The sequence below is a fragment of the Streptomyces sp. TAA204 genome (genome assembly GCF_000424965.1).
In genome coordinates, this window is sequence record NZ_AUKW01000002.1 from 559,749 (window position 1) to 579,261 (window position 19,513).

Annotated in this window: 19 protein-coding genes; 8 read left to right on the forward strand and 11 right to left on the reverse strand. The window is 70.8% G+C overall.

From position 1 onward, the window contains the following. Positions 1-141: 141 nt before the first annotated feature. Complete coding sequence (locus H343_RS28975) at positions 142-1,008, forward strand: IclR family transcriptional regulator (protein WP_051264595.1); 867 nt, start codon at positions 142-144, stop codon at positions 1,006-1,008. 58 nt (positions 1,009-1,066) lie between these two features. On the opposite strand, the gene H343_RS0105250 is transcribed toward H343_RS28975, so the two are convergent. Beyond that, a complete protein-coding gene (locus H343_RS0105250) occupies positions 1,067-1,402 on the reverse strand; it encodes a DUF5955 family protein (protein WP_199778872.1) in 336 nt (111 codons plus the stop codon). A 255-nt stretch (positions 1,403-1,657) separates the two neighbouring features. On the opposite strand from H343_RS0105250, the gene H343_RS0105255 reads away from it, so the two are divergent. Further along, entirely contained in the window at positions 1,658-2,281 is a 624-nt protein-coding gene (locus H343_RS0105255; protein WP_028430287.1) for a nucleotidyltransferase family protein, read from the forward strand. A 76-nt stretch (positions 2,282-2,357) separates the two neighbouring features. Here the strand turns inward: H343_RS0105255 and H343_RS0105260 are convergent, their stop codons facing one another. After that, complete coding sequence (locus tag H343_RS0105260) at positions 2,358-3,593, reverse strand: epoxide hydrolase (RefSeq protein ID WP_028430288.1); 1,236 nt, start codon at positions 3,591-3,593, stop codon at positions 2,358-2,360. Between the two features lie 582 nt (positions 3,594-4,175). Here H343_RS0105260 and aceB point away from each other — a divergent pair. From aceB to H343_RS0105275, 3 genes are all read left to right on the forward strand, one after another. Then, positions 4,176-5,801, forward strand: coding sequence for a malate synthase A (gene aceB / locus H343_RS0105265; protein WP_028430289.1), 1,626 nt, complete (start codon positions 4,176-4,178; stop codon positions 5,799-5,801). Between the two features lie 204 nt (positions 5,802-6,005). Beyond that, on the forward strand, positions 6,006-6,665 hold the full coding sequence (locus tag H343_RS0105270; RefSeq protein ID WP_028430290.1) for a TetR family transcriptional regulator: 660 nt from the start codon (positions 6,006-6,008) through the stop codon (positions 6,663-6,665). After that, entirely contained in the window at positions 6,662-7,813 is a 1,152-nt protein-coding gene (locus tag H343_RS0105275) for an acyltransferase family protein (RefSeq protein WP_028430291.1), read from the forward strand. Before H343_RS0105270 ends, H343_RS0105275 begins: the two co-directional genes overlap by 4 nt. A gap of 152 nt (positions 7,814-7,965) precedes the next feature. Here the strand turns inward: H343_RS0105275 and H343_RS0105280 are convergent, their stop codons facing one another. Beyond that, entirely contained in the window at positions 7,966-8,697 is a 732-nt protein-coding gene (locus tag H343_RS0105280; RefSeq protein ID WP_028430292.1) for an alpha/beta hydrolase, read from the reverse strand. Positions 8,698-9,111: 414 nt separating this feature from the next. Between H343_RS0105280 and H343_RS0105285 the strand changes: the two genes are divergently transcribed. Beyond that, entirely contained in the window at positions 9,112-9,966 is an 855-nt protein-coding gene (locus tag H343_RS0105285; RefSeq protein WP_028430293.1) for a Scr1 family TA system antitoxin-like transcriptional regulator, read from the forward strand. Continuing rightward, positions 9,963-10,163: a DUF397 domain-containing protein gene (locus H343_RS0105290; protein ID WP_028430294.1), complete on the forward strand. Its 201-nt coding sequence runs from the start codon at positions 9,963-9,965 to the stop codon at positions 10,161-10,163. The genes H343_RS0105285 and H343_RS0105290 overlap by 4 nt, the downstream gene beginning before the upstream one ends. Before the next feature lie 60 nt (positions 10,164-10,223). On the opposite strand, the gene H343_RS0105295 is transcribed toward H343_RS0105290, so the two are convergent. Both H343_RS0105295 and H343_RS0105300 read right to left on the reverse strand, forming a co-directional pair. After that, positions 10,224-10,805, reverse strand: coding sequence for a putative glycolipid-binding domain-containing protein (locus H343_RS0105295; protein ID WP_028430295.1), 582 nt, complete (start codon positions 10,803-10,805; stop codon positions 10,224-10,226). A 123-nt stretch (positions 10,806-10,928) separates the two neighbouring features. Continuing rightward, on the reverse strand, positions 10,929-11,720 hold the full coding sequence (locus H343_RS0105300) for a maleylpyruvate isomerase family mycothiol-dependent enzyme (RefSeq protein ID WP_028430296.1): 792 nt from the start codon (positions 11,718-11,720) through the stop codon (positions 10,929-10,931). Between the two features lie 228 nt (positions 11,721-11,948). Between H343_RS0105300 and H343_RS28980 the strand changes: the two genes are divergently transcribed. Next, entirely contained in the window at positions 11,949-13,358 is a 1,410-nt protein-coding gene (locus H343_RS28980; protein WP_078505018.1) for an MFS transporter, read from the forward strand. Positions 13,359-13,660: 302 nt separating this feature from the next. Here H343_RS28980 and H343_RS28985 read toward each other — a convergent pair whose 3' ends face one another. The 6 genes from H343_RS28985 to H343_RS0105335 form a co-directional block, all read right to left on the reverse strand. Then, entirely contained in the window at positions 13,661-15,151 is a 1,491-nt protein-coding gene (locus H343_RS28985) for a nucleobase:cation symporter-2 family protein (RefSeq protein WP_078505019.1), read from the reverse strand. 216 nt (positions 15,152-15,367) lie between these two features. Next, positions 15,368-16,762: an 8-oxoguanine deaminase gene (locus tag H343_RS0105315; protein WP_028430297.1), complete on the reverse strand. Its 1,395-nt coding sequence runs from the start codon at positions 16,760-16,762 to the stop codon at positions 15,368-15,370. Positions 16,763-16,883: 121 nt separating this feature from the next. Beyond that, entirely contained in the window at positions 16,884-17,792 is a 909-nt protein-coding gene (pucL, locus tag H343_RS0105320) for a factor-independent urate hydroxylase (RefSeq protein WP_028430298.1), read from the reverse strand. A gap of 7 nt (positions 17,793-17,799) precedes the next feature. Then, positions 17,800-18,711, reverse strand: coding sequence for a 2-oxo-4-hydroxy-4-carboxy-5-ureidoimidazoline decarboxylase (uraD, locus tag H343_RS33900; protein WP_078505020.1), 912 nt, complete (start codon positions 18,709-18,711; stop codon positions 17,800-17,802). A 118-nt stretch (positions 18,712-18,829) separates the two neighbouring features. Then, positions 18,830-19,210: a helix-turn-helix domain-containing protein gene (locus H343_RS0105330; protein ID WP_028430299.1), complete on the reverse strand. Its 381-nt coding sequence runs from the start codon at positions 19,208-19,210 to the stop codon at positions 18,830-18,832. Beyond that, entirely contained in the window at positions 19,207-19,458 is a 252-nt protein-coding gene (locus H343_RS0105335; RefSeq protein ID WP_078505021.1) for a hypothetical protein, read from the reverse strand. The genes H343_RS0105330 and H343_RS0105335 overlap by 4 nt, the downstream gene beginning before the upstream one ends. Between the last annotated feature and the right edge of the window lie 55 nt (positions 19,459-19,513).

The window sequence follows — 19,513 nt, forward strand, 5'->3', positions numbered from 1 at the left end:
CACCGCATGGCGGATTCCACTCAATGGAAGTACGATTCCGCCATGCAGAATCGGGCGTCTTCTGCTGCCGGTCTCCGGCCGGACCGGTCCCGAAGATCCTTGCCGGTAGCATGCGCCTCATCCGCAGGAAAGGAACGCGACGTGCCGCCGTCCGCCGAGCGAGACTCCGCCGCCACCCCCGCATCACACGCACCACCCGCCGCCGCGTCCGCTTCCGCGCCCTCCGGCGGCGTCCAGTCCCTGGAGCGCGCCTTCGACCTGCTGGAGCGGATGGCTGACGCCGGCGGCGAGGTCGGGCTGAGCGAGCTGTCCGGCAGCAGCGGACTGCCGCTGCCCACCATCCACCGGCTGATGCGCACCCTCGTCTCCTGCGGTTACGTTCGCCAGCACCCCAACCGCCGCTACGCACTGGGCCCGCGGCTCATCCGGCTCGGCGAGAGCTCCTCCCGGCTGCTGGGCACCTGGGCCCGTCCCCATCTGACACGGCTGGTCGAGGAGACGGGCGAGACCGCCAACATGGCGCTGCTCGACGGGGACGAGGTGGTCTACGTCGCACAGGTGCCCTCACGGCACTCGATGCGGATGTTCACCGAGGTCGGCCGTCGCGTCCTGCCCCACTCGACGGGCGTCGGCAAGGTACTGCTCGCGCACACACCGCCGGACGAGGTGCGCGCCGTTCTCGCCCGGACGGGCATGCCCGCGGCCACGGAGCGGACGATCACCACGCCCGAGGGGTTCCTGGAGGCGTTGGAGCACGTCCGGGCTGCGGGCTACGCGATGGACGACAACGAGCAGGAGGTCGGCGTGCGCTGCATCGCCGTGGCGGTGCCGGACTCGCCGACGGCGGCGGCGATCTCCATCTCCGGGCCCGCCGGCCGGGTCACGGAGGCGGCCACGGACAAGTTCGTCCCGCTGTTGCAGGAGGTCGCGGAGCAGCTCTCCAGGGCACTGGCCAGCTCGACCGCCGGCACGGGCACAGGCACCGGCGGGGTGCCCGGACAGCACTGACGGCTCGGCGACGGAGGACTCAGCCGGCACGGGCCTGCCGGGACCGCCCGGGCTCCGCCTAGTTGATCTGCCGGAACTCCGCCGGTTCGCCGAAGAGTTCGATGGCCTTCCGCAGATCCGTGAGCGCTGCGGAGAGCGCGCTGACCGACCCGACCGCTGCCACGATCAGCAGCAGCGCCTGGCGTATCACCCCGACCGCGGGCGCACCCGCGGCGAGTTGGACGTCGAGCGCGTCGAGCCCCTCCACGGCGGCATCCCTGTCACACAACTGCACCGGATATCCGTCCAGTTCGGCACGGAGTCGCGCCACGGCCTTCCCCAGCCCGTCGACACGCGGGTCGTCCGCGCTGTCCGTGGCCGTGGCCGTGCCCTGCCCCAAAGCGTCGCTTCGCACCACAGTTCTCCCCCACAGAGATGATGGTGCCGTTCGCCTCTCTCCCCAAGACCATTGCGAGCGGCTTGGCACAGTAAACGCCACTCTCCGCTCATCGCGCCACACGGAGGGCGAAATTCGGGGCGTGAACCGACATTTTCGCGCCGCCTTGCGCGTCTCGTGCGCAATCGTGCGGTATGCAGGGCGCGACGGCAGCGGGCTTCGGACCGGAGCGCATCCGCGCCGTGAGGAGGCGCACACGAGGAGAGAAGAACCATGACGGGACCGGACAGCGGCACCCCGCAGGTCGCCGGGCTGCTGCTGGCGGCGGGCGGCGGGCGCCGCCTCGGCGGGCGGCCGAAGGCCCTGCTCCCGCTGCGCGGCGGGGTGTTGGTGGAGCACGCGGCGGCTGCGCTGCGCACGGCGGGCTGTGCGCCCGTGCACGTGGTGCTCGGCGCGGCGGCCGACGAAGTACGGGCGCGGGCCGCACTCCCCGGCTGCGTGCTGCTCGACAATCCGGACTGGGAGACCGGTATGGGCTCGTCCCTGCGGCTCGGCCTCGCCTCGCTGGCGGACACGGGCGTGGACGCCGCGCTGGTCTCGCTCGTCGACCAGCCCGGCATCGGCGCGGAGGCGATGGGACGCCTGCGCGCGGTCTGCCGCTCCCCCGCCTCCCTCGCGGCCGCGTCCTACGGGGGCCGGCGCGGGCACCCGGTGCTGTTCGGGGCGGAGCACTGGGCCGAGGTCGCCGCGAGCGCGAAGGGCGACCAAGGAGCGCGCGGCTATCTGCGGCGCACACCCGCGGGCGGCGTCGAACTGGTCGAGTGCGCCGACGTCGCGGACCCCTCGGACATCGACACCGCCGCGGACCTGGAACGCCTCGCGGAGCCCGGCTCCTGACCGGTTGTCGGCCCACGCCCGTCGCCGCACTGGCCCGCAGGGCGGTTGAGGGCCGTTCCGGGCCGTTCACGCCCGTTCAGGGCCTGCGGCCGCGGAAGGTGCGGCGCAGGTCGCTCACCCAGGCGTCGGGGTTCTCCCAGGGGATGAAGTGGCCGCCGCGCTCGTGGGCGTTGACGTTGACGTGGTTGAACCAGTCGGCCTGCGGCCCGGTCTTGAACGCCCGGACGCGCTCGGCGGCCGAGTGGATGCCGGGCGGGTTCTCGTACGTGACGAAGGTGAGGCCGACCGGGGCCTGCACCACCGGGGTGCGGTCGTGGACGGGGGTCCACGGGTGGCGGTTGGCGTTGGCGTAGTAACGCATCGACGTGGCGATGGAGTTGTTCACCCAGTAGATCGTGGCGTGGGTGAGCAGGTCGTCCTTGGTGAAGACGGACTCGACGTCGCCGCCGTTGTCGCTCCAGGCGTTCCAGCGCTCCAGCAGCCAGGCGAGCAGTCCGGCGGGTGAGTCGCTCAGACCGTGGGCCAGGGTGGCGCCGTCGAGCATGTGCACGGCGAGGTGGGAGGCCGAGCGGTGGTCCATCTCGATGATGCGGGCGCGGACGTCGGCGGGCTGGTCGTCGGTGAGGGGACGGTTCCGGGCGAAGTCCCAGGCGCGGGGACCGGTGAAGAAGTCGAGTGGGAGCCCGGAGCCGATGTGGATGCCGTACAGCTCGTCGGCGTACTTGTGGCCGAGCTGGCTGGAGACGATCCCGCCGATGTCGCAGCCCCCCGCGGCGTACTTCTCGTATCCGAGGGTCTCGGTCATCAGGGTGTGCCAGAGGTCGGAGACCTTCCAGAAGTTGACGTCCGGAAAGCCGGTGAGCGGCCCGGGGAAACCGAAGCCGGGCAGTGACGGCACGATGACGTCGAACGCGTCGGCGGGGTCACCGCCGAACGAGGCCGGGTCCGCGAGCGGGTCGATCACCTTCGACCAGTGCCAGAACGTCCACGGCCAGCCGTGGGTGAGGATCAACGGGATCGGGCGGGGGCCGCGGCCGGGCCTGCCCATGAAGTGCACCGGGACACCGGCGACGCTCACCTCGTAGTGCTCGTAGGCGTTGATGGCGGCCTCGGCCTTGCGCCAGTCGTAGCCGTCGCGCCAGTGGGCGACCAGCTCGCGCAGGCAGGTGTCCGGGACGCCGTAGGACCAGTCCCCATTCCCTTCGTCCAGCGGCGGACGGGTCAGTGCGAGACGGGTGCGCAGGTCATCGAGGACCTTGTCGGACACGTGGATCGGAGTGGGCTCCAGGGGGAAGGCGTGAGGTGTGGTCATGGCGTGGTTCCTTGGTGGTCGAGGAAGCGGTGTCGTCGGCCTGTCGGGTCGTCGGGCGGTGAGCCGGGCGTTTCGCGGAGTGCGGGCAGTGACGCGGCGAGTGCCTGCCGGTGGTGCGGGTCGAGCCGGCCGGTCAGGGGGCCGGGCGAGCGAGCGCTCGTCTCGCCGCCACTCGACCACCCTGGCACCGTCGCGGACACGGCGGTACGGCCAACGCGCCCGGCACGCGGCGCGTTTCACCTCCCGGCCACGCGGAACACGGAAGTGCGGAACACCTGAGTGCGAAGCGCAACGGCCCCGGCCGGGCCGGTCCCCTGGCGTCCCGCACTGGCACCCAGGGTCGTCACCGGGCCCCGTCGGACGAGTGAGAGATGTCTCGACATCAACAGACCCTTGATTGTTCCACCATGAGGAAACTAGTCTCCACTGTTCAGAAGGGTTTGCGTTTCACATCAGGTGTCCGCTAACGCTTCAACGAGCCGCACCCGGCGTGCGGCACCCCGTGCCGTACGCACGCGATCCGGGGCAGCACGGACCGCCGGCCGGCCCGTCTGCCGCCGCCACGAAGGAGAGTGACCCGTCATGCCCGCCTCACTGCCCTCCCCGGTCGAGATCGTCGGCGCACCAGCCGTGGAGCGTCAGGAGGAGGTGCTGACCCACGAGGCGCTGGACTTCCTGGCCGCGCTGCACCGCCGCTTCACGCCGAGCCGCAACGAACTCCTCGTCCAGCGCGCCGACCGCCGCGCCGAGACGGCCCGCACCGCGACGCTGGACTTCATCCCCAACACCGCGCACATCCGTGAGGGCGACTGGCAGGTGGCCCCCTGCCCGCCGGCCCTGGAGGACCGCCGGGTGGAGATCACCGGCCCCACCGACCGCAAGATGACGATCAACGCCTTCAACTCAGGCGCCAAGGTCTGGCTCGCGGACTTCGAGGACGCCTCCGCTCCCACGTGGGAGAACGTCATCGGCGGACAGCTCAACCTGATCGCCGCCTACGAGCGGCGCATCGACTTCACCGACGAGAACTCCGGCAAGTCCTACGCGCTGCGCCCCGCCGAGGAGTTGCCCGCCGTCGTCATGCGTCCGCGCGGCTGGCACCTGGACGAGCGCCACCTGCGGGTCGACGGCGAAGCGGTCCCCGGCGCACTCGTCGACTTCGGCCTCTACTTCTTCCACAACGCCCGGCGCCTGGCCGACCAGGACAAGGGCCCGTACTTCTACCTGCCCAAGACGGAGTCGCACCTCGAAGCCCGGCTGTGGAACGAGATCTTCGTTTTCGCGCAGGAGCAGCTCGGCATCCCGCAGGGCACGGTCCGTGCCACGGTCCTGATCGAGACGATCACCGCCGCCTACGAGATGGAGGAGATCCTCTACGAACTGCGCGACCACGCCTCCGGGCTGAACGCGGGACGCTGGGACTACCTCTTCTCCATCGTGAAGAACTTCCGGGACTGCGGCGCCAAGTTCGTCCTTCCGGACCGCAACGCCGTGACGATGACAGCCCCGTTCATGCGGGCGTACACCGAACTGCTCGTGCGCACGTGCCACAAGCGCGGCGCCCACGCCATCGGCGGCATGGCCGCCTTCATCCCCAACCGGCGCGACCCCGAGGCCAACGAGCAGGCCCTGGCCAAGGTTCGGGCCGACAAGGACCGTGAGGCGGCCGACGGCTTCGACGGCTCCTGGGTCGCCCACCCCGACCTCGTGCCCGTCGCGCAGGAGTCCTTCGACGCGGTCCTGGGCGACCGTCCGAACCAGAAGGAGCGGCTGCGCGAGGACGTGGACGTGGCCGGCGCCGACCTCCTCGCCGTGGAGAAGACCGATGCGAAGCCGACGTACGCGGGGCTGCGCAACGCCGTCCAGGTCGGCACCCGTTACATCGAGGCGTGGCTGCGCGGCATGGGCGCGGTGGCCATCTTCGGGCTGATGGAGGACGCGGCCACGGCCGAGATCTCCCGCTCGCAGATCTGGCAGTGGGTCAACGCGGGGGTCGTGCTCAGCGACACCCCGCAGGGCGAGCAGCGCGTCACACCGGAGTTGGTCCGCCGCGTGGCGGAGGAGGATCTGGCCGCGCTGCGCGAGGAGTTGGGCGCGGAGGACTTCGCCCGGGGCGAGTGGCAGCGGGCCCACGACCTGCTGCTGCGGGTGGCGCTGGACGAGAAGTACGAGGAGTTCCTGACGCTGCCGGCGTACGAACTGCTCTGAGCCAGGCCGGAGCGGCGGTCCGACCGACCCTGAGGGACTGCTGCACGCACAGGTGACGGTGTCACCGGTCCGTGCGGCAGTCCCTCAGTCCTGTGTGCCGCCAGTCCTGTGTGCCGCCCAGTCTTGTGTGCCACGGGGGCGGGCTGCCCGGTCTCCCGCCCGGCGGGATGGTCAACGATTACCCGGTCGGTCTATGATCTGACCATGCGGTCAGATCCCAAGCTTTCCGGTCAGGAGAGTCAGGCGACGCGGCACCGTACCTTCACCGAGAACGCGCGCCGGGCACAGCTCATCGAGTGCGCCGTCGCGGTCGTCTGCGAGCTGGGCTACGGCGGCGCCTCGCTGAGCCGGATCGCCGAACAGGCCGGCGTGAGCAAGGGTGTCGTCTCGTACCACTTTGCGGGCAAGGCGGAGCTGATCGAGGAGGTCGTGCGCGAAGTCTTCGCCCGCGGCGAGCTCTACGCATACCGCGAGTGGTTCGATCACCTGGACGACGACGCGGGCGCCTGGGTCCTGCTGCGGACCTACCTGCAGAGCAACCTGGCCTACATCGCCGGTCACCCTCACGAACTTCAGGCAGTGGTGGAGATCATCCGCAGCCACCGCGACAGCGACGGACGTCGCATCTTCGACGCGGCCTGGGCCGAACGGCTGCTGGCACCCCTTGAGTCGATCTGCCAACAGGGCCAGGACGCAGGCGAGTTCCGTTCCTTCGACACCCGCGTGGTGGCGATCTCGGTGCGCCGCGTCATCGACGGGTTCGTGTACGAACTGCTCGCACATCCGGAACTCGACACGGCCGCCTACATCACGGAAGTGATCGACTTCTTCTATTTCGCGACCCGGGCCGAGGGCACCCGATGAACGTCGTCACCCCGGTCGCCGCGCCCGCGTGTACACGAGTCCACTTCGTCGACAACCTCCGCGTGTACCTGACGTTCGTCGTCGTCATCCACCACGTGGCGTTCGCCTACGGCGGCATCGGAGGATGGCCGAACGGACCACAGCAGCCGCAGCCGGACGGATTCACGGGGATGCTGGACCTGCTGGCCATGCTGAACCAGACGTTCTTCATGGGCTTGTTCTTCCTGCTGTCGGGATACGTCAGCCCGCGGTCCCTGGACCGCAAGGGACCGACGCGTTTCGCCGTCGACCGCATGTGGCGGCTGGGTATCCCGTTCCTGATCTCCTTCGTGCTGCTGCGGCCGCTGTTCACGCTGCCGGTCTACCTGGACATCCCGGCCGCCGACCGGCCGCCGTACTGGCGTGCTTATCTCACCGAACTCGACCCCGGCATCGCCTGGTTCCTCGCGGTGCTGCTCGTCTTCGCGCTCGTGTACGCAGGCGTCGGCAGAGTCCGTCCCACGGACTCCCCCGACCGGCCGCACACCGCCGACGAGCGCCCCGCCTCCGCAGGGCCGGGAGCCGTGCACGTGGTGGCGTTCTCCATCGGCCTCGGGTGCGTCAGCTGGCTGTGGCGCATGGTCGTGCCGTACGGCGAGGAGGTTCTGGAGCTGCCGAGCCTTTTCTACCTGCCGCAGTACGTCGCCCTGTTCGTGCTGGGCATCTGCGCGTACCGCTACGGCTGGCTCGCCCGTCTGCGTCCGCGCACCGGACTGCTCGGCGGGGCGCTGCTGGCCGTGTCGCTGATACCCATGGCACTGGGCGGATACGAAGTGATCAGCGCATCCCCACCGCCGCCCACCGACGTCGCTCATCTCGTTTTCGCGCTGTGGGACGCGTTGTTCGCCACCGGGGCGAGCCTCATCCTGCTGCGGGCCTTCCAGCGGTTCGTCGACGTCACCGGCCCGGTGTCACGGTTTCTGTCCGCCAACGCCCTGTCCGTGTACATCCTGCACGGACCGGTCATCGTCGGTGTGGTGGCAGCTCTGGAAGGACTCGACGCGGCGCCGGGCGCGAAGTTCGCCATCGCACTCCCGCTCAGCATGGCGCTCAGCTGGACCGCCGCGGCCCTGGTCCGCCAACTGCCCGGCGCGCGTTCGGTGCTGTGAACGGACGGGGGTGCGCGCCGGTGCCGCGTCAGGCGGCCGCGCAGTCGATCTGTCGGACCTGAACTCTGCCGACCGTGCCGCCCAGTCTCCGTGAACGCGCCGGTCAGGAACGGGACTTGACCGGCGCGTCGCGGACCGCAAACGGCGCGGGATCAGCCGAGGTGCCGGGTGAAGAATCTGAGCGTGCTGTCCAGCTCGAATGCCGGGGTCTCCCCGTGCTTGCCGGGGTTGGCATGCAGCGTCTTCTCGGCCGAGGCCAAGGCATCGAACAGAGCCAGGCACTGGACTCGCGGCACCCGCTCGTCGTCCCACTGCACCAGGAACTCCACCGGGACGGTGATCCTCGCGGCGTCCTCGGCCGATGCCAGTGCCCCGCCCAGACCCAGTACCGCCGCGCGGACCCGGGGTTCGGCAGCGACGAACGGAACACCGAGTCCGCAACCCAGCGAGACCCCCCAGTAGCCCACCGGACCGGCACCGACACACTCAAGCTGCTGGACCGCGTCCAGGACCGCCTGCCATTCCGGGACGGTCTGGCGGGCCACGAGCGCCTGGAAACCGGCAATCAGCGGAGCCAGTTCCTCACCGGCCTCGATACGAGCCTGGTTCTCGGCCACGATCCGGTCGAACTCCTCAACCTTCGGCCGGTCGCCATGGGCAGGCACGTCGACCGCCACGGCTGCGAAACCGCACTCGGCCACAAAACGGCGTGCACGGGCCAGAATGCCAGGGGCCTTCTTGTGCTGACCGCCACCGTGCCCCATCAGGACAAGGGGACGGGTGTCGAGGGCACCTTCCGGCGTCCACAGAACGCCGGGAATCTCGCCGAGGGTGAAGAGCTGTTCGCGGACGCCGTCGGACGACGTCTCAGAGATGAAGCGCATAGCGATTCAGGCCTTTCGGGGATGCCTCTGCGGGCACTCCCTGGGCCATGCGGGAGAGGGAGGCCCGACCTGTCAAAGCGTTGATCGGTCTCACCTCCTCAAGTTCGCAGCAGCGCACGGCGGCAGGAACGTATCACGCAGATTTCGCCCTGGCCCGGGCGGGATGCCGACAGGGCGAACATTGCCTGATATCGCACTGGATCCAGCGATCAGTCGACGAGACTCGCCGGCACGCTTTCCGCCGGGTGGCCGGCCGCCGTTCGCCGTTCGCCGTTCGCCCGGGAAAGTGCGACCAGTTCGCCCACCCGTACAGGCAGCGGTGTACGGGTGCCTGCGATGGACCCGCGGGGTCACCCAACGTGAACATGGTGTCACTGAGTCGGAGCGGTCGGGGAGCACCGGAGGTGGCCGGAGATGGCGGGGAGCGGCAGTGAGGCGGGCACGGCGCCGAAGAGGAGGGACGAGTCGGACGGTTCGGACAGTCTCAAGGCGTTCGGGGCGGTGCTCAAGGCGTTCCGCAAACGGGCGCGTCTGACGCAGGAGGAGCTGGCCGAGCGGCTGCGCTACTCGCACCAGACCGTCGCCTCCGTCGAGCAGGGACGGCGGCTGCCGACCCGTGACTTCGTAGAGTGCGCCGAGGAAGTCCTCGACGGGTTCGGGGCGTTGAGGGGCGCGGCGAAGCACGCGGTGCGGCGGCCGGGGCTGGCCTCGTGGTTCCGGGAGTGGGCGAGCCTGGAGGAGGAGGCGCTGAGTCTGTGCACGTACGAATGCCGCGTCGTCCCGGGGCTGTTGCAGACGGAGGCGTACGCGCGGGCGGTGACGCTGAGCGTGCCGCCGCCTCCCGCGGCGGCGGAGGTCGACCAGCGGGTCGCCGCCCGCCTGGAGCGGCAGGAACTCCTGCGCCGGGACCCGCCGATCGCGTTCAGCTTCATCGTCGAGCAGGCTCTGCTGGAGCGGCACACAGGAGGCACCGGGGTCACCGGCCCGCTCATCGACCAGATGCTGGAGGCCGCCGCGCTGTGGAACGTGGAGGTGCAGTTGATGCCGCTGCGCCAGTCCGACCACGCCGGACTCGACGGGCCGATGCAGCTCCTGGAGACCGCCGACCATCAGTGGCTGGGATACACCGAAGGGCAGCAGACCGGCCATCTCCTGCCGGGAGCAGCTGACTTGAGTGTGCTGACGCAGCGGTATGCCAGGATGCGCTCACAGGCCCTCACCCCCGAGGACTCCGTGAGTCTGCTGAGGCGAATGCGAGGAACGCTATGAGCACCGGTAGCACCGGCAAGTTGAACTGGTTCAAGAGCAGCTACAGCGGCTCCCAGGGTGACAGCTGCGTCGAGGTGGCCGTCCGGCCCGGAACCGTCCACGTACGGGACTCCAAGCACCTCCAGGGGCCGCAGCTCGGCCTCTCCCCCGCCGCGTGGAGGGCGTTCGTCACCCGCGCCGCCCGCGACGACCGCTGAACCCCGCCTCGTCGGGCGGCTGTTCGCCGGCCGGTCGGGCGTGCATCAGGCGAACCCACCTCATGTGACGCGGGTGGCGATTCCCGGATAGTCGACGACGAGGCCGTACTCGTCGTATCCGAGGCGGCAGCCGAAGTCGAAGGCGGGGGCGGCGTAGTCGAAGCGCTGACGCCCCGCCTCGTCACCTGCGCGTTCGTAGGTCTGGTCGAGGCGTTCGACGGTTAGGTCGGCCGCGCGGACGTAGGCCGCCGGGACGTCGGCACGGACACCGGGCGGCAGCCGCAGCCGGTGCACGGGGAAGGTGTTGGTCACCGCGGACGACTCCAGGTCCACGTCGCGGCACCCGTTGAGATGCGGCGCGGGCCGGCCGTCGATCTGCCAGTGCCCGTCCCGGTCGGCGGTGAGCGAGATGGTGCGCTGACCGGCGGCTGTCCGGCCGGAGATGCGTGCGAGGCGAGTGGTCCAGGTGCGGTCGAGTTCGACCATGTACTCGACGATCCAGGTCCGGCCCTCCTCGTATGCCGTCGTGCAACCGTCGATCAGCCAGCCGTCGTTGAGGCTGCTGAAGTAGGCGACCTCGAAGCCGGAACGGGCATCGCAGTGCCGCCAGGCCGCGCCCGGCGGCGGATCACGGAAGTCCATGGGACCACCCTGCCCCGTGACACCCGGCATACGGACGCGGCTCGCCCGCGCTTCTTCCGGCCGCCCCCGCTTCCCCCCTCTGCCGCACGGACAGCGCGGGGCGTGCCGCGCGTGCGCGTCCGGTCACCCGAAGCCGACGCGTCCGAGCCAGAAGTCGAGCAGCTCCCCGTCACCGACGACCTCGACGCCCTCGTGGCGCGGCGGCTGCCGGCCGTAGACGATCAGCAGCAGGGCCGTGAGCGGGGCCCGTACGGCGACGGCCGCCTTCTCGTGCGCACGGCGCCAGGCGAGGGCGTCGCCGGTGAGGTCGACGACCCATTCCGCCGCCGCCTCGGGCGGAGCGTCTGTGGCGTGGAAGTGGAGCGTGCGCCCGGGGCCGAGGAGTTCGCGCCGCTGGGGATGGACGTCGAACATCATCGGCAGCGAGCCGAGTTCCATCCACTCGTCGAGCGCGTCGACGGCGACGTCCTGGTCGAGGGTGAACTCCGCACCGAGAGCCAGCGCCGCGTCGGCACGGTGGACGGCCGTCTCGTGCGCGAAACGCCGGGCGAAGAACGCCGCGCCGCCTCCCGGGACGGGGGCCCACATCCGCGCGTCCGGGCCTGCCTCCCGCAGCGTGCCCGCCAGCCGCGCCGCGCCTTCGGCCAGCCACGGGCCGAGCACGCCGGGGTCCTCGCGGGCGTAGGGCGACAGGTCACGGAAGTGCCCGTCCGGCGGGGGATGCGCCGCCCGCGTCCGTACGGTCTCCTCGGCCCAGCGGTGCCCGCCGCCGAGATGGCGCAGCAACTGGCCGGTGTTCCACCCGGGGCAGGAGGGCACGGGGAGAGTGAGATCCGCCCCTTCGATGTGCGAACACAGCAGGTCCGTCTGCGTGACGATCCCGTCGCAGTGGCCCTCGAAGCTCAGACTGGTCATGGACGGTCACGGTAGGCGGCGCCACTGACAACAGTCCGCACACCAGGCCCCGGCCCGTTCCTCCGCGCGTCCCGACCGTCGCGGCGACGCGGCGAACCCTCCGGCACGGCGCACGTCCGCGTGCGGACGGGACACCGCCGGGACGGGTGGCGCAAGGGCCTGCCACGATGCTTCCCGGTGACGACGGCCGGCGTCCTCCCCCGGCCATGACGAGCGAAGGCGTGCGACATGACGAAGACGGCTCCCGCAGAGGGCGGACCGGCCGCCCGGAAGCGGAGTCTGCGGCCCCTGGCCGGGGTGCTCGCGGCCATGGCGGTGTCGCTGACCGGCACCCGGATATCGGTCATCGCGCTCCCCTGGTTCGTGCTCGTCACCACCGGAAGTGCCGCCCAGACAGGGCTGGTCGCCTTCTGCGAGATGGCACCCTACGTCCTGGTCAAGGCGCTCACCGGACCGATGGTGGACCGGATCGGGTCACGCACCGTCTCCTGGATCACCGACGTCGTCAGCGCGGCGGCCGTCGCCGCGGTCCCGCTGCTCCAGTCGCTGGATCTGCTCTCCTTCCCGCTGCTGCTGGTGCTGGTCGCGGTGATCGGCGCGGCCCGCGGACCGGGGGACCTGGCGAAGGAGGTGATGGTCCCGGAGGCTGCCGAGCGGGGCCGGATACCGCTGGAGCGGGCCACCGGCCTGTCCGGAGTGACGGAACGGCTCGCCTCCACCGTCGGCCCGGCCCTCGGCGGTTCGGTCGTCGCGCTCCTCGGCCCGCTGACGGCGCTGCTGACCAACGCGGTCTGTTTCGCGCTGGGTTCGGTCATCGTCGTACTGGTGCTGCCGCGCGACATGAGGCACGCGCCCGAGCAGGGTCCGGCCGCCGGCGGCCGGGACGAGCCCGGCTACTGGCGGCGCTTCAGGGAGGGCTTCCAGTTCCTGCGTCGCGAGCCGCTGCTGCTGACCATCATCGTCATGCTGGGCGTCACCAACCTGCTGGACGCGGCGTTCGCCACGGTGCTTCTCCCGGTCTGGGCGAAGGAATCGGGCAACGGCCCGGCCGCGATCGGCCTGAGCAGCAGCGCCATGGGAGTGGCGGCGGTCGCCGGGAGTCTGATCGCGGCGGCGGTGGCCCACCGTATGCGGCGCCGGCTGGTGTTCTTCGCCGGCTTCCTGCTCGCCGGCGCACCGAGGTTCCTGGTTCTCGCCGCCGACGCGGAACTCTGGGCCGTACTGGCGGTCTTCGCCGTCGGCGGGTTCGGCGCGGGCTTCCTCAACCCCATCCTGGGAGCCATCGCGTTCGAACGCGTCCCGCGCCGGCTGCTGGGCCGCGTCAACGCCCTGGGCGACTCGCTGGCCTGGGCGGGCATCCCCCTCGGCGGGCTGCTCGCCGGTGTGGCGGTGGCCTCCTTCGGCCTCGTGCCCGTACTGCTGGCCGGCGGGGCGGCCTACTTCCTCACGACGAACCTGACCGGACTGCGGCCGGAATGGCGGGAGATGGACCGGCTGCGGGGCAAGGGGCGGCCGGGCGGGAAGCCTGGTGGGAAGCCGGGCGAGCCGCCCGGGCAGCAGCCTCACGGGCCGATGGCGGCAGCCGCACCGGAGATCCACGACGGACCCAACGGGGGCGACTCGCCCGCCCCTCGCTGACCGGGACACTCAACTGGCCGCACAGCGGCGGCCGGAGGGGCGAGCGCCTCCCACCCGCGGCCCGGCACCACTCGGGAAGAACAACTCCCTGCCGGCGACGGTGACATGCCGGCGCGGACGCTCGTCGTACCCCCCCCTCCGGTGAGCCTGGTACATGAAGAACCCCCCACCGCAGAGCGAGGCGGCGAGGGGCCCTGTGCGCCGGTCCAGGTCTGCATTCCATCGCCAGCACGAGTTCCTTCTTACCCTGTCGCGCTCTCTATAACATCCGAGTTGGACAAGGGGCTTCGAGCAGCGGGTTCTCACTCCTCACGAGCCGCCGCACCCCCGCTCTCGCGGGCCCGTGGGACGGCGGCCCCGCCGTCCGCCGCGTCCGCGGTCGTCTCCCTCGTCTCCGTCGTCTCCGTGCCGGTCCGCCGCCGCCCCAAGTGGTTGAAGGCCAGGTTGAGTACGACCGCGGTGACGCAGCCCGTCGAGATGCCGGAGTCGAGGATGATCCGCGCGCTGTCCGGGAAGACGTCGTAGAAGTCCGGCGCGGCCACCGGTACGACACCGACGGCCAGCGAGACCGCGACGATCATGACGTTGTTGTCGTCGCCCAGGTCCGCCTTCGCCAGCGTGCGGATGCCGCTGGCCGCCACCGAGCCGAAGAGCACCACACCCGCGCCGCCCAGCACGGGCTGTGGCACGGTCGCGACGAGCGCCGCCGCCAGCGGGCACAGCCCCATCAGGATGAGGATGCCGCCGCCCGCGGCGACGACGTAGCGGCTGCGGATCCTCGTCATGGCGACCAGGCCGATGTTCTGGGCGAACGCGGTGACCAGGAAGCCGTTGAAGAAGGGGGCGACGAAGGAGCCGAGAGTGTCCGCGCGCAGCCCGGCGGCGATGGTCCTCTCGTCCGCGGGCCGCTCCACGATCTCTCCCAGCGCGAGCATGTCGGCCGTGGACTCCGTCATCGAGACGAGCATGACGACGCACATGCTGACGATCGCGGCGAGGGCGAACTGCGGCGCCCCGAAGTGGAACGGCGTGGGGAATCCGATGACGTCCGCCTCCCCGAGCGCACCGAAGTCCGTCAGTCCGGCGGGGACCGCGAGCAGCGTGCCGATGACGAGGCCGAGCAGGACGGCGATCTGCTTGACGAAGCCGCGCGTGAAGCGGCGCAGCACCAGTACCACCAGGAGGGTCGCCCCGGCCATGGCGATGTTCTTCGCGCCGCCGTAGTGCGGCGCCTCCGGGTCGCCGCCCTGGGCCCAGTTGAAGGCAACCGGCATGAGCGAGACGCCGATGAGGGTGATGACCGTGCCGGTGACGACGGGCGGGAAGAAGCGCACGAGTTTGCTGAACCAGGGGGCGACGAGGAAGCCGAGCGCGGCCGCGACCATGCAGGCGCCGAAGATGACCGGCAGGGCGTCCTCGGGGCCCTCGGACGCGCTGATGGCGAGCATCGGCGCGACGGAGGCGAAGGTGACGCCGTTGACGAAGGGCAGGCGGGCGCCTATCCGCCAGAACCCGATGGTCTGGAGCAGTGTCGCGACACCGGCGAGGAAGAGGCTGGCGCCGGTGAGGAAGGTCAGTTCGGAGACGGACAGCCCCACCGCCGCGCCGATCACCAGCGGCGGCGCGACCACGCCCGCGTACATGGCCGCGACGTGCTGGAGTCCGGTGGTGACGAGCTTGAGGGGTGGCAGCGACCGGTCGACCGGATGCTTCTCCTCCCGCTCGCGGAGCGGAGTGCGGTCGCTGTCGGCGGGGTCCTTCTTCTGCTTGCTGAACCGGGGCGTCTCGGGCACGGCGGTCCTCCTGTCGATGTCAGGGGTCACAGTCACGGTGATGTGGGGTGTGTGTGCGCGCCGTTGCGCCCGGTGGTGCCGGACCGTCCCGGAACGTGAGGGGTTGGGCCACGTCCCGGGAACGGCGGTGGTGGTGCTTCGGCCCGGCCGGGAGCCGTCCCTCCCGGCCGGAGTTCATGGGGTTGTGGGTCGGTCTGCCGTCCGGCCGCGGGCCGTTCAGCCGGCGTCGGCGGCGATACGCGCGAGGCGTCGGGCCTGCTCGCGTGCCTCGCGTGCGATCGACTCCTCGTCCGCGGTTGCCAGTCGGCCGTCCTCGACCACGGCGCGGCCGTTCACCAGCGAGAGGGTGACCGGTGCCGCGGCGCCGAGTACGAGTGCGGCGACGGGATCGGCGATCGAGGAGTGGCCGATGCCGTCCAGGCGCCACAGCACCACGTCGGCGAGCTTGCCGGGCTCCAGCGAGCCGGTCTCCGCCTGCCTGCCGAGGACTTCGGCGCCTCCGTAGGTACCCAGCCGCAGTGCCTGTCGTGCGGTGAGTGCCTTCTCCTTGTGGGGTCCGAGGCGGTTGATCAGCAGGGCGTTGCGCAGCTCGGTGTGGAGTTCACCGGACTCGTTGGAGGCGGTGCCGTCAACGCCGAGACCGACGGGGACTCCGGCGGCCAGCATGTCGGGTACGCGGGCGATGCCCGCGCCCAGGCGGGCGTTGGAGGAGGGGCAGTGGGCGACGCCGGTGCGCGTACGGGCGAAAGCGGCGATGTCGGAGTCGCTCATGTGCACGCAGTGCGCCATCCACACGTCCTCGCCGAGCCAGCCGGCCGACTCGAGATAGTCGGTGGGGCCCATTCCGAAGCGTTCGCGGCAGAACTGCTCCTCCTCCACCGTCTCCGAACCGTGCGTGTGCAGACGCACGCCCTTGCGGCGGGCCAGCTCCCCTGCCTGCCGGAGCAGTTCGGTGGTGACCGAGAAGGGCGAACAGGGGGCCACGCCGACGCGCAGCATCGAGTCGAACGAGGGGTCGTGGTGGGTGTCGACGGCCTCCTCGGTGGCGGCGAGGGCGCCTTCGGTGGTCTCGACGGCGAAGTCCGGCGGCAGCCCGCCGTCGGACGTGCCCAGGTCCATCGAGCCGCGGGTGGGGTTGAAGCGCACGCCCAGTCCGCGGGCGGCGCGGATCTCGGCGCCGAGGAGGTCGCCGGCTCCGCGCGGGAAGACGTAGTGGTGGTCCATGGCGGTGGTGACACCGCCGCGGACCATCATTCCGAGCGAGCCGCGGGCCGCCGCGTGGACCATGTCCTCGTCGATACGCGCCCACACGGGGTAGAGGGCGACGAGCCAGTCGAAGAGGTTGGCGCTCTGCGCCAGGCCCCGGGTGAGCCACTGGTAGAAGTGGTGGTGGGTGTTGACGAGTCCGGGCGTGGCCAGGTGGCCGCTGCCGTCGACGCGGCGCACGACGTTCGCCAGGCCCTCGGGCGCCCTGCCCGCGCCGACGGACTCGATGCGGTTCCCGGCCACGACCACGTGTCCGTCGGCGTGTTCGGTGTCCTGCGCGTCGACCGTCGCGACGGCGCAGTGCTCGATGACGACGCGCTCTGTCGGGTCTGCCAAGTCGGCCATGTGTGTCCTCGGTACGGGTCGCGGACGTCGCGGGGCCGCGACGAACGTGAAGTCGTGAACGCTCGCGGAGGGTCGGGAAGCCGGACGGTTCGCGGAGGGTCGGGGAGCCGCCCGGAGCCGCTCAGAGGTTGGTCATGTCGGCGGGTATCAGGGGCTGCGCCCCGTCCCGCAGCACGGTGGCCTCGATGAGGCCGTAGGGGCGGTCGGCGGCGATGTAGACGGCGCCGTCGGCGGCGTCGTTCTTGATGCCGAAGGGCTCCAGGTCCGCCCTGAAGTGGTGCTTGTTGGGCATGGAGAAGCGGATCTCCTCCAACTCGGGCCTGCCCTCGATGACTTGGGAGCCCATCGCGTACAGCGTCTGCTGGAGGGAGAGGGAGTACGTCTCGGCGAAGGCACGCAGCATGAGGGCCTTGACCGCCTCGTACGAGCTCTGCCAGTCGCAGGTGCCGTCGTCGCCCGCGCTCGGGCCGTGCCGCCACACGGCGGTGACCTCGGTGGCGAGGATGCGGTCGTAATCCTCTTTGAGCGTCGTGTACTTGTCCTTGATGTAGCCCCAGAACTCCGAGTCCGTGGAGTTGAGCACCGTCAGCCCCTTGAGTCCGCTGAGGACCTGGAGACCGTCACCGTCGAAGGTGACCTGTGCAGTGCGGGTCTCCCGGCCGCTTCGCACGAAGGAGTGGGGAGCCTCGCCCTCCGGGACCGCGATGCGCTCCCAGTCGTACTCCTCGATGCGGATGCGGGCGGTGCGGATGGGCTCGGTGTTCTCCACGAAGTGCCGGGCGAGCGCGATGCCGAACTGCTCGGCGGACTCGATGCCGTGCTCCTTGGCGAAGGCGAACACGGTGTTCTTGGTGGTGTCGGTGGGCAGCACGTGCGCGTTGGAGCCGGAGTAGTGGACGTCGTCCAGGTCGCCGCTGAGGGCGACCGAGACGTTGAGGTCCTTGATGTGGTGGGTGGCGCCGTCCCTGGTGATCTTGACGACGCGGTTCTCCGCCTTGCCGTACTGGTTCTGGCCGAGAATCGTGGCCATGTCGCTGTCAGCTCCCTCGGTATACGGAGTAGCCGAACGGGTTGAGCAGCAGCGGCACGTGGTAGTGCTCGCCCGGGGTGACCGCGAAGACCGTGGACACCTCGGGGAAGAAGCTCTCCCGCTCCCCCGGCTCCTCCGTCCTGCTCTGCAGATACGGCTCGACCTCGAAGGTGAGCCGTGCGTGTGTGGTGCCCCCGGGCAGCGCCGGGAGGTCCTTGCAGCGGCCGTCCGCGTCGGTGGTGGAGGCCGCGTGTGCGGACCAGGCGGCGCGGCGGCCGTCCCGTACGGACAGTTCGACGGCGACGCCCGCGGCGGGCCTGCCGGCGCTGGTGTCGAGGATGTGCGTGGAGACCGACGCCGTGGTCGCGGCACGTTCGCTGTCCATGCTCGCTCGCCCTTCTTCTCCGCCGGTGCGGTTCTCCGCCAGTCCGGCCAGCCGGATGCGGTTGATCTTCATCAGTTCGGTGCGGACGATCTCACGTTCGTCTTCCGGAGGGTTGTCGATGCGGTTACGCGCGGCGTCGCGCATCTGCTCCGCCGTCAGGCCGGTCGCACAGATCAGGAAGACGTGTCCGAACTTCTCCTGGTAGGCCAGGTTGAGTTCGAGCATCTCGGCCTTGAGCTGCCCGGAGGCGCCGGCCATTCCGCGCTGCTCGCGAGCGGAGGAGGCGTCGCCGGGATCGGGACGTCCGATGGGCGGATGTCCCGCCATGGCCTCGGCCAGGCCGGCCGGGGTGAGCGCGGCCGTGGCGGCGTCGCCCGCGGCGAGCAGGGCTTCCGTGTCCGCGTAGGGGCGGTGGGCGAGTACGGCGTCGACCCAGGCGCGGGCGGCGCAGACCTCGTGGAGCGCGTCGCGGGCGTCGCTCTCCCGGGCCGAGTCGAGCCAGGTCAGACCTGTTCCTGCGGGGGACGCGGTCACGTGGGGCCTCCGAAGCGTGGTGCTGTCCGGGCTGGGAACAGCTAAGACCTCGCGGCCTGGAACGTCAACACTTTGTTGAAGTTTTCGTCGGCGCGGACCGCCGACCCAAGGGCCGCACTCACTTCCCCGCGTGCTTCCCCGTCTCCCTGTTCAGGTAGTTGTAGACGGTGAAGCGGCTGACGCCCAGCGCGCCGGCGACCGTCTCGACGCCGTGCCGCACCGAGAACGCGCCGCGCGTCTCCAGGACGCGCACCACGGACTGCTTGGTCTTGCGGTCCAGCTCGGCCAGCGGCATCCCGTGGCGGCGCTCCAGGTCGGCCAGGATGTGGTCGAGCGAGCCGGACAGATGGGGCAGGCGGACGGCCACGACGTCCTCGCCCTCCCAGGCGAGCACGACATCGTCACCCTGGGCGCGTTCGGGTGCGATCATCTCGCCGCCCATGGCGTCGACCAGCGGCTTGACCGCCGCGGCGAAGGGATGCCCGTCGGCGCCGCTCATGCGCCGTCCTCGGCGATGACGTTGAGCTGGAGCGAGACCCGGGTGGCGCCGGCGCCGATGGACTCGCGCAGCACGGAGTCCACGACGCTCAGCACCTGATCGGCCGGACCCTCGGCCGTGTTGCCGAAGGGACCGACGTCGACCGAGTCGAGCGCCGCCCCCCGCACGACCTCCCGGGCCACCAGCGCATGCTCCGGGGCCTCGTCCAGATCGAAGGGCTCGGTCGTGAACTCCACTCGCAATCGCACACGGCCAACCTACGCGAACCGGCGGTGCGGCAGCCATCGGCGATTCGGGCCGATC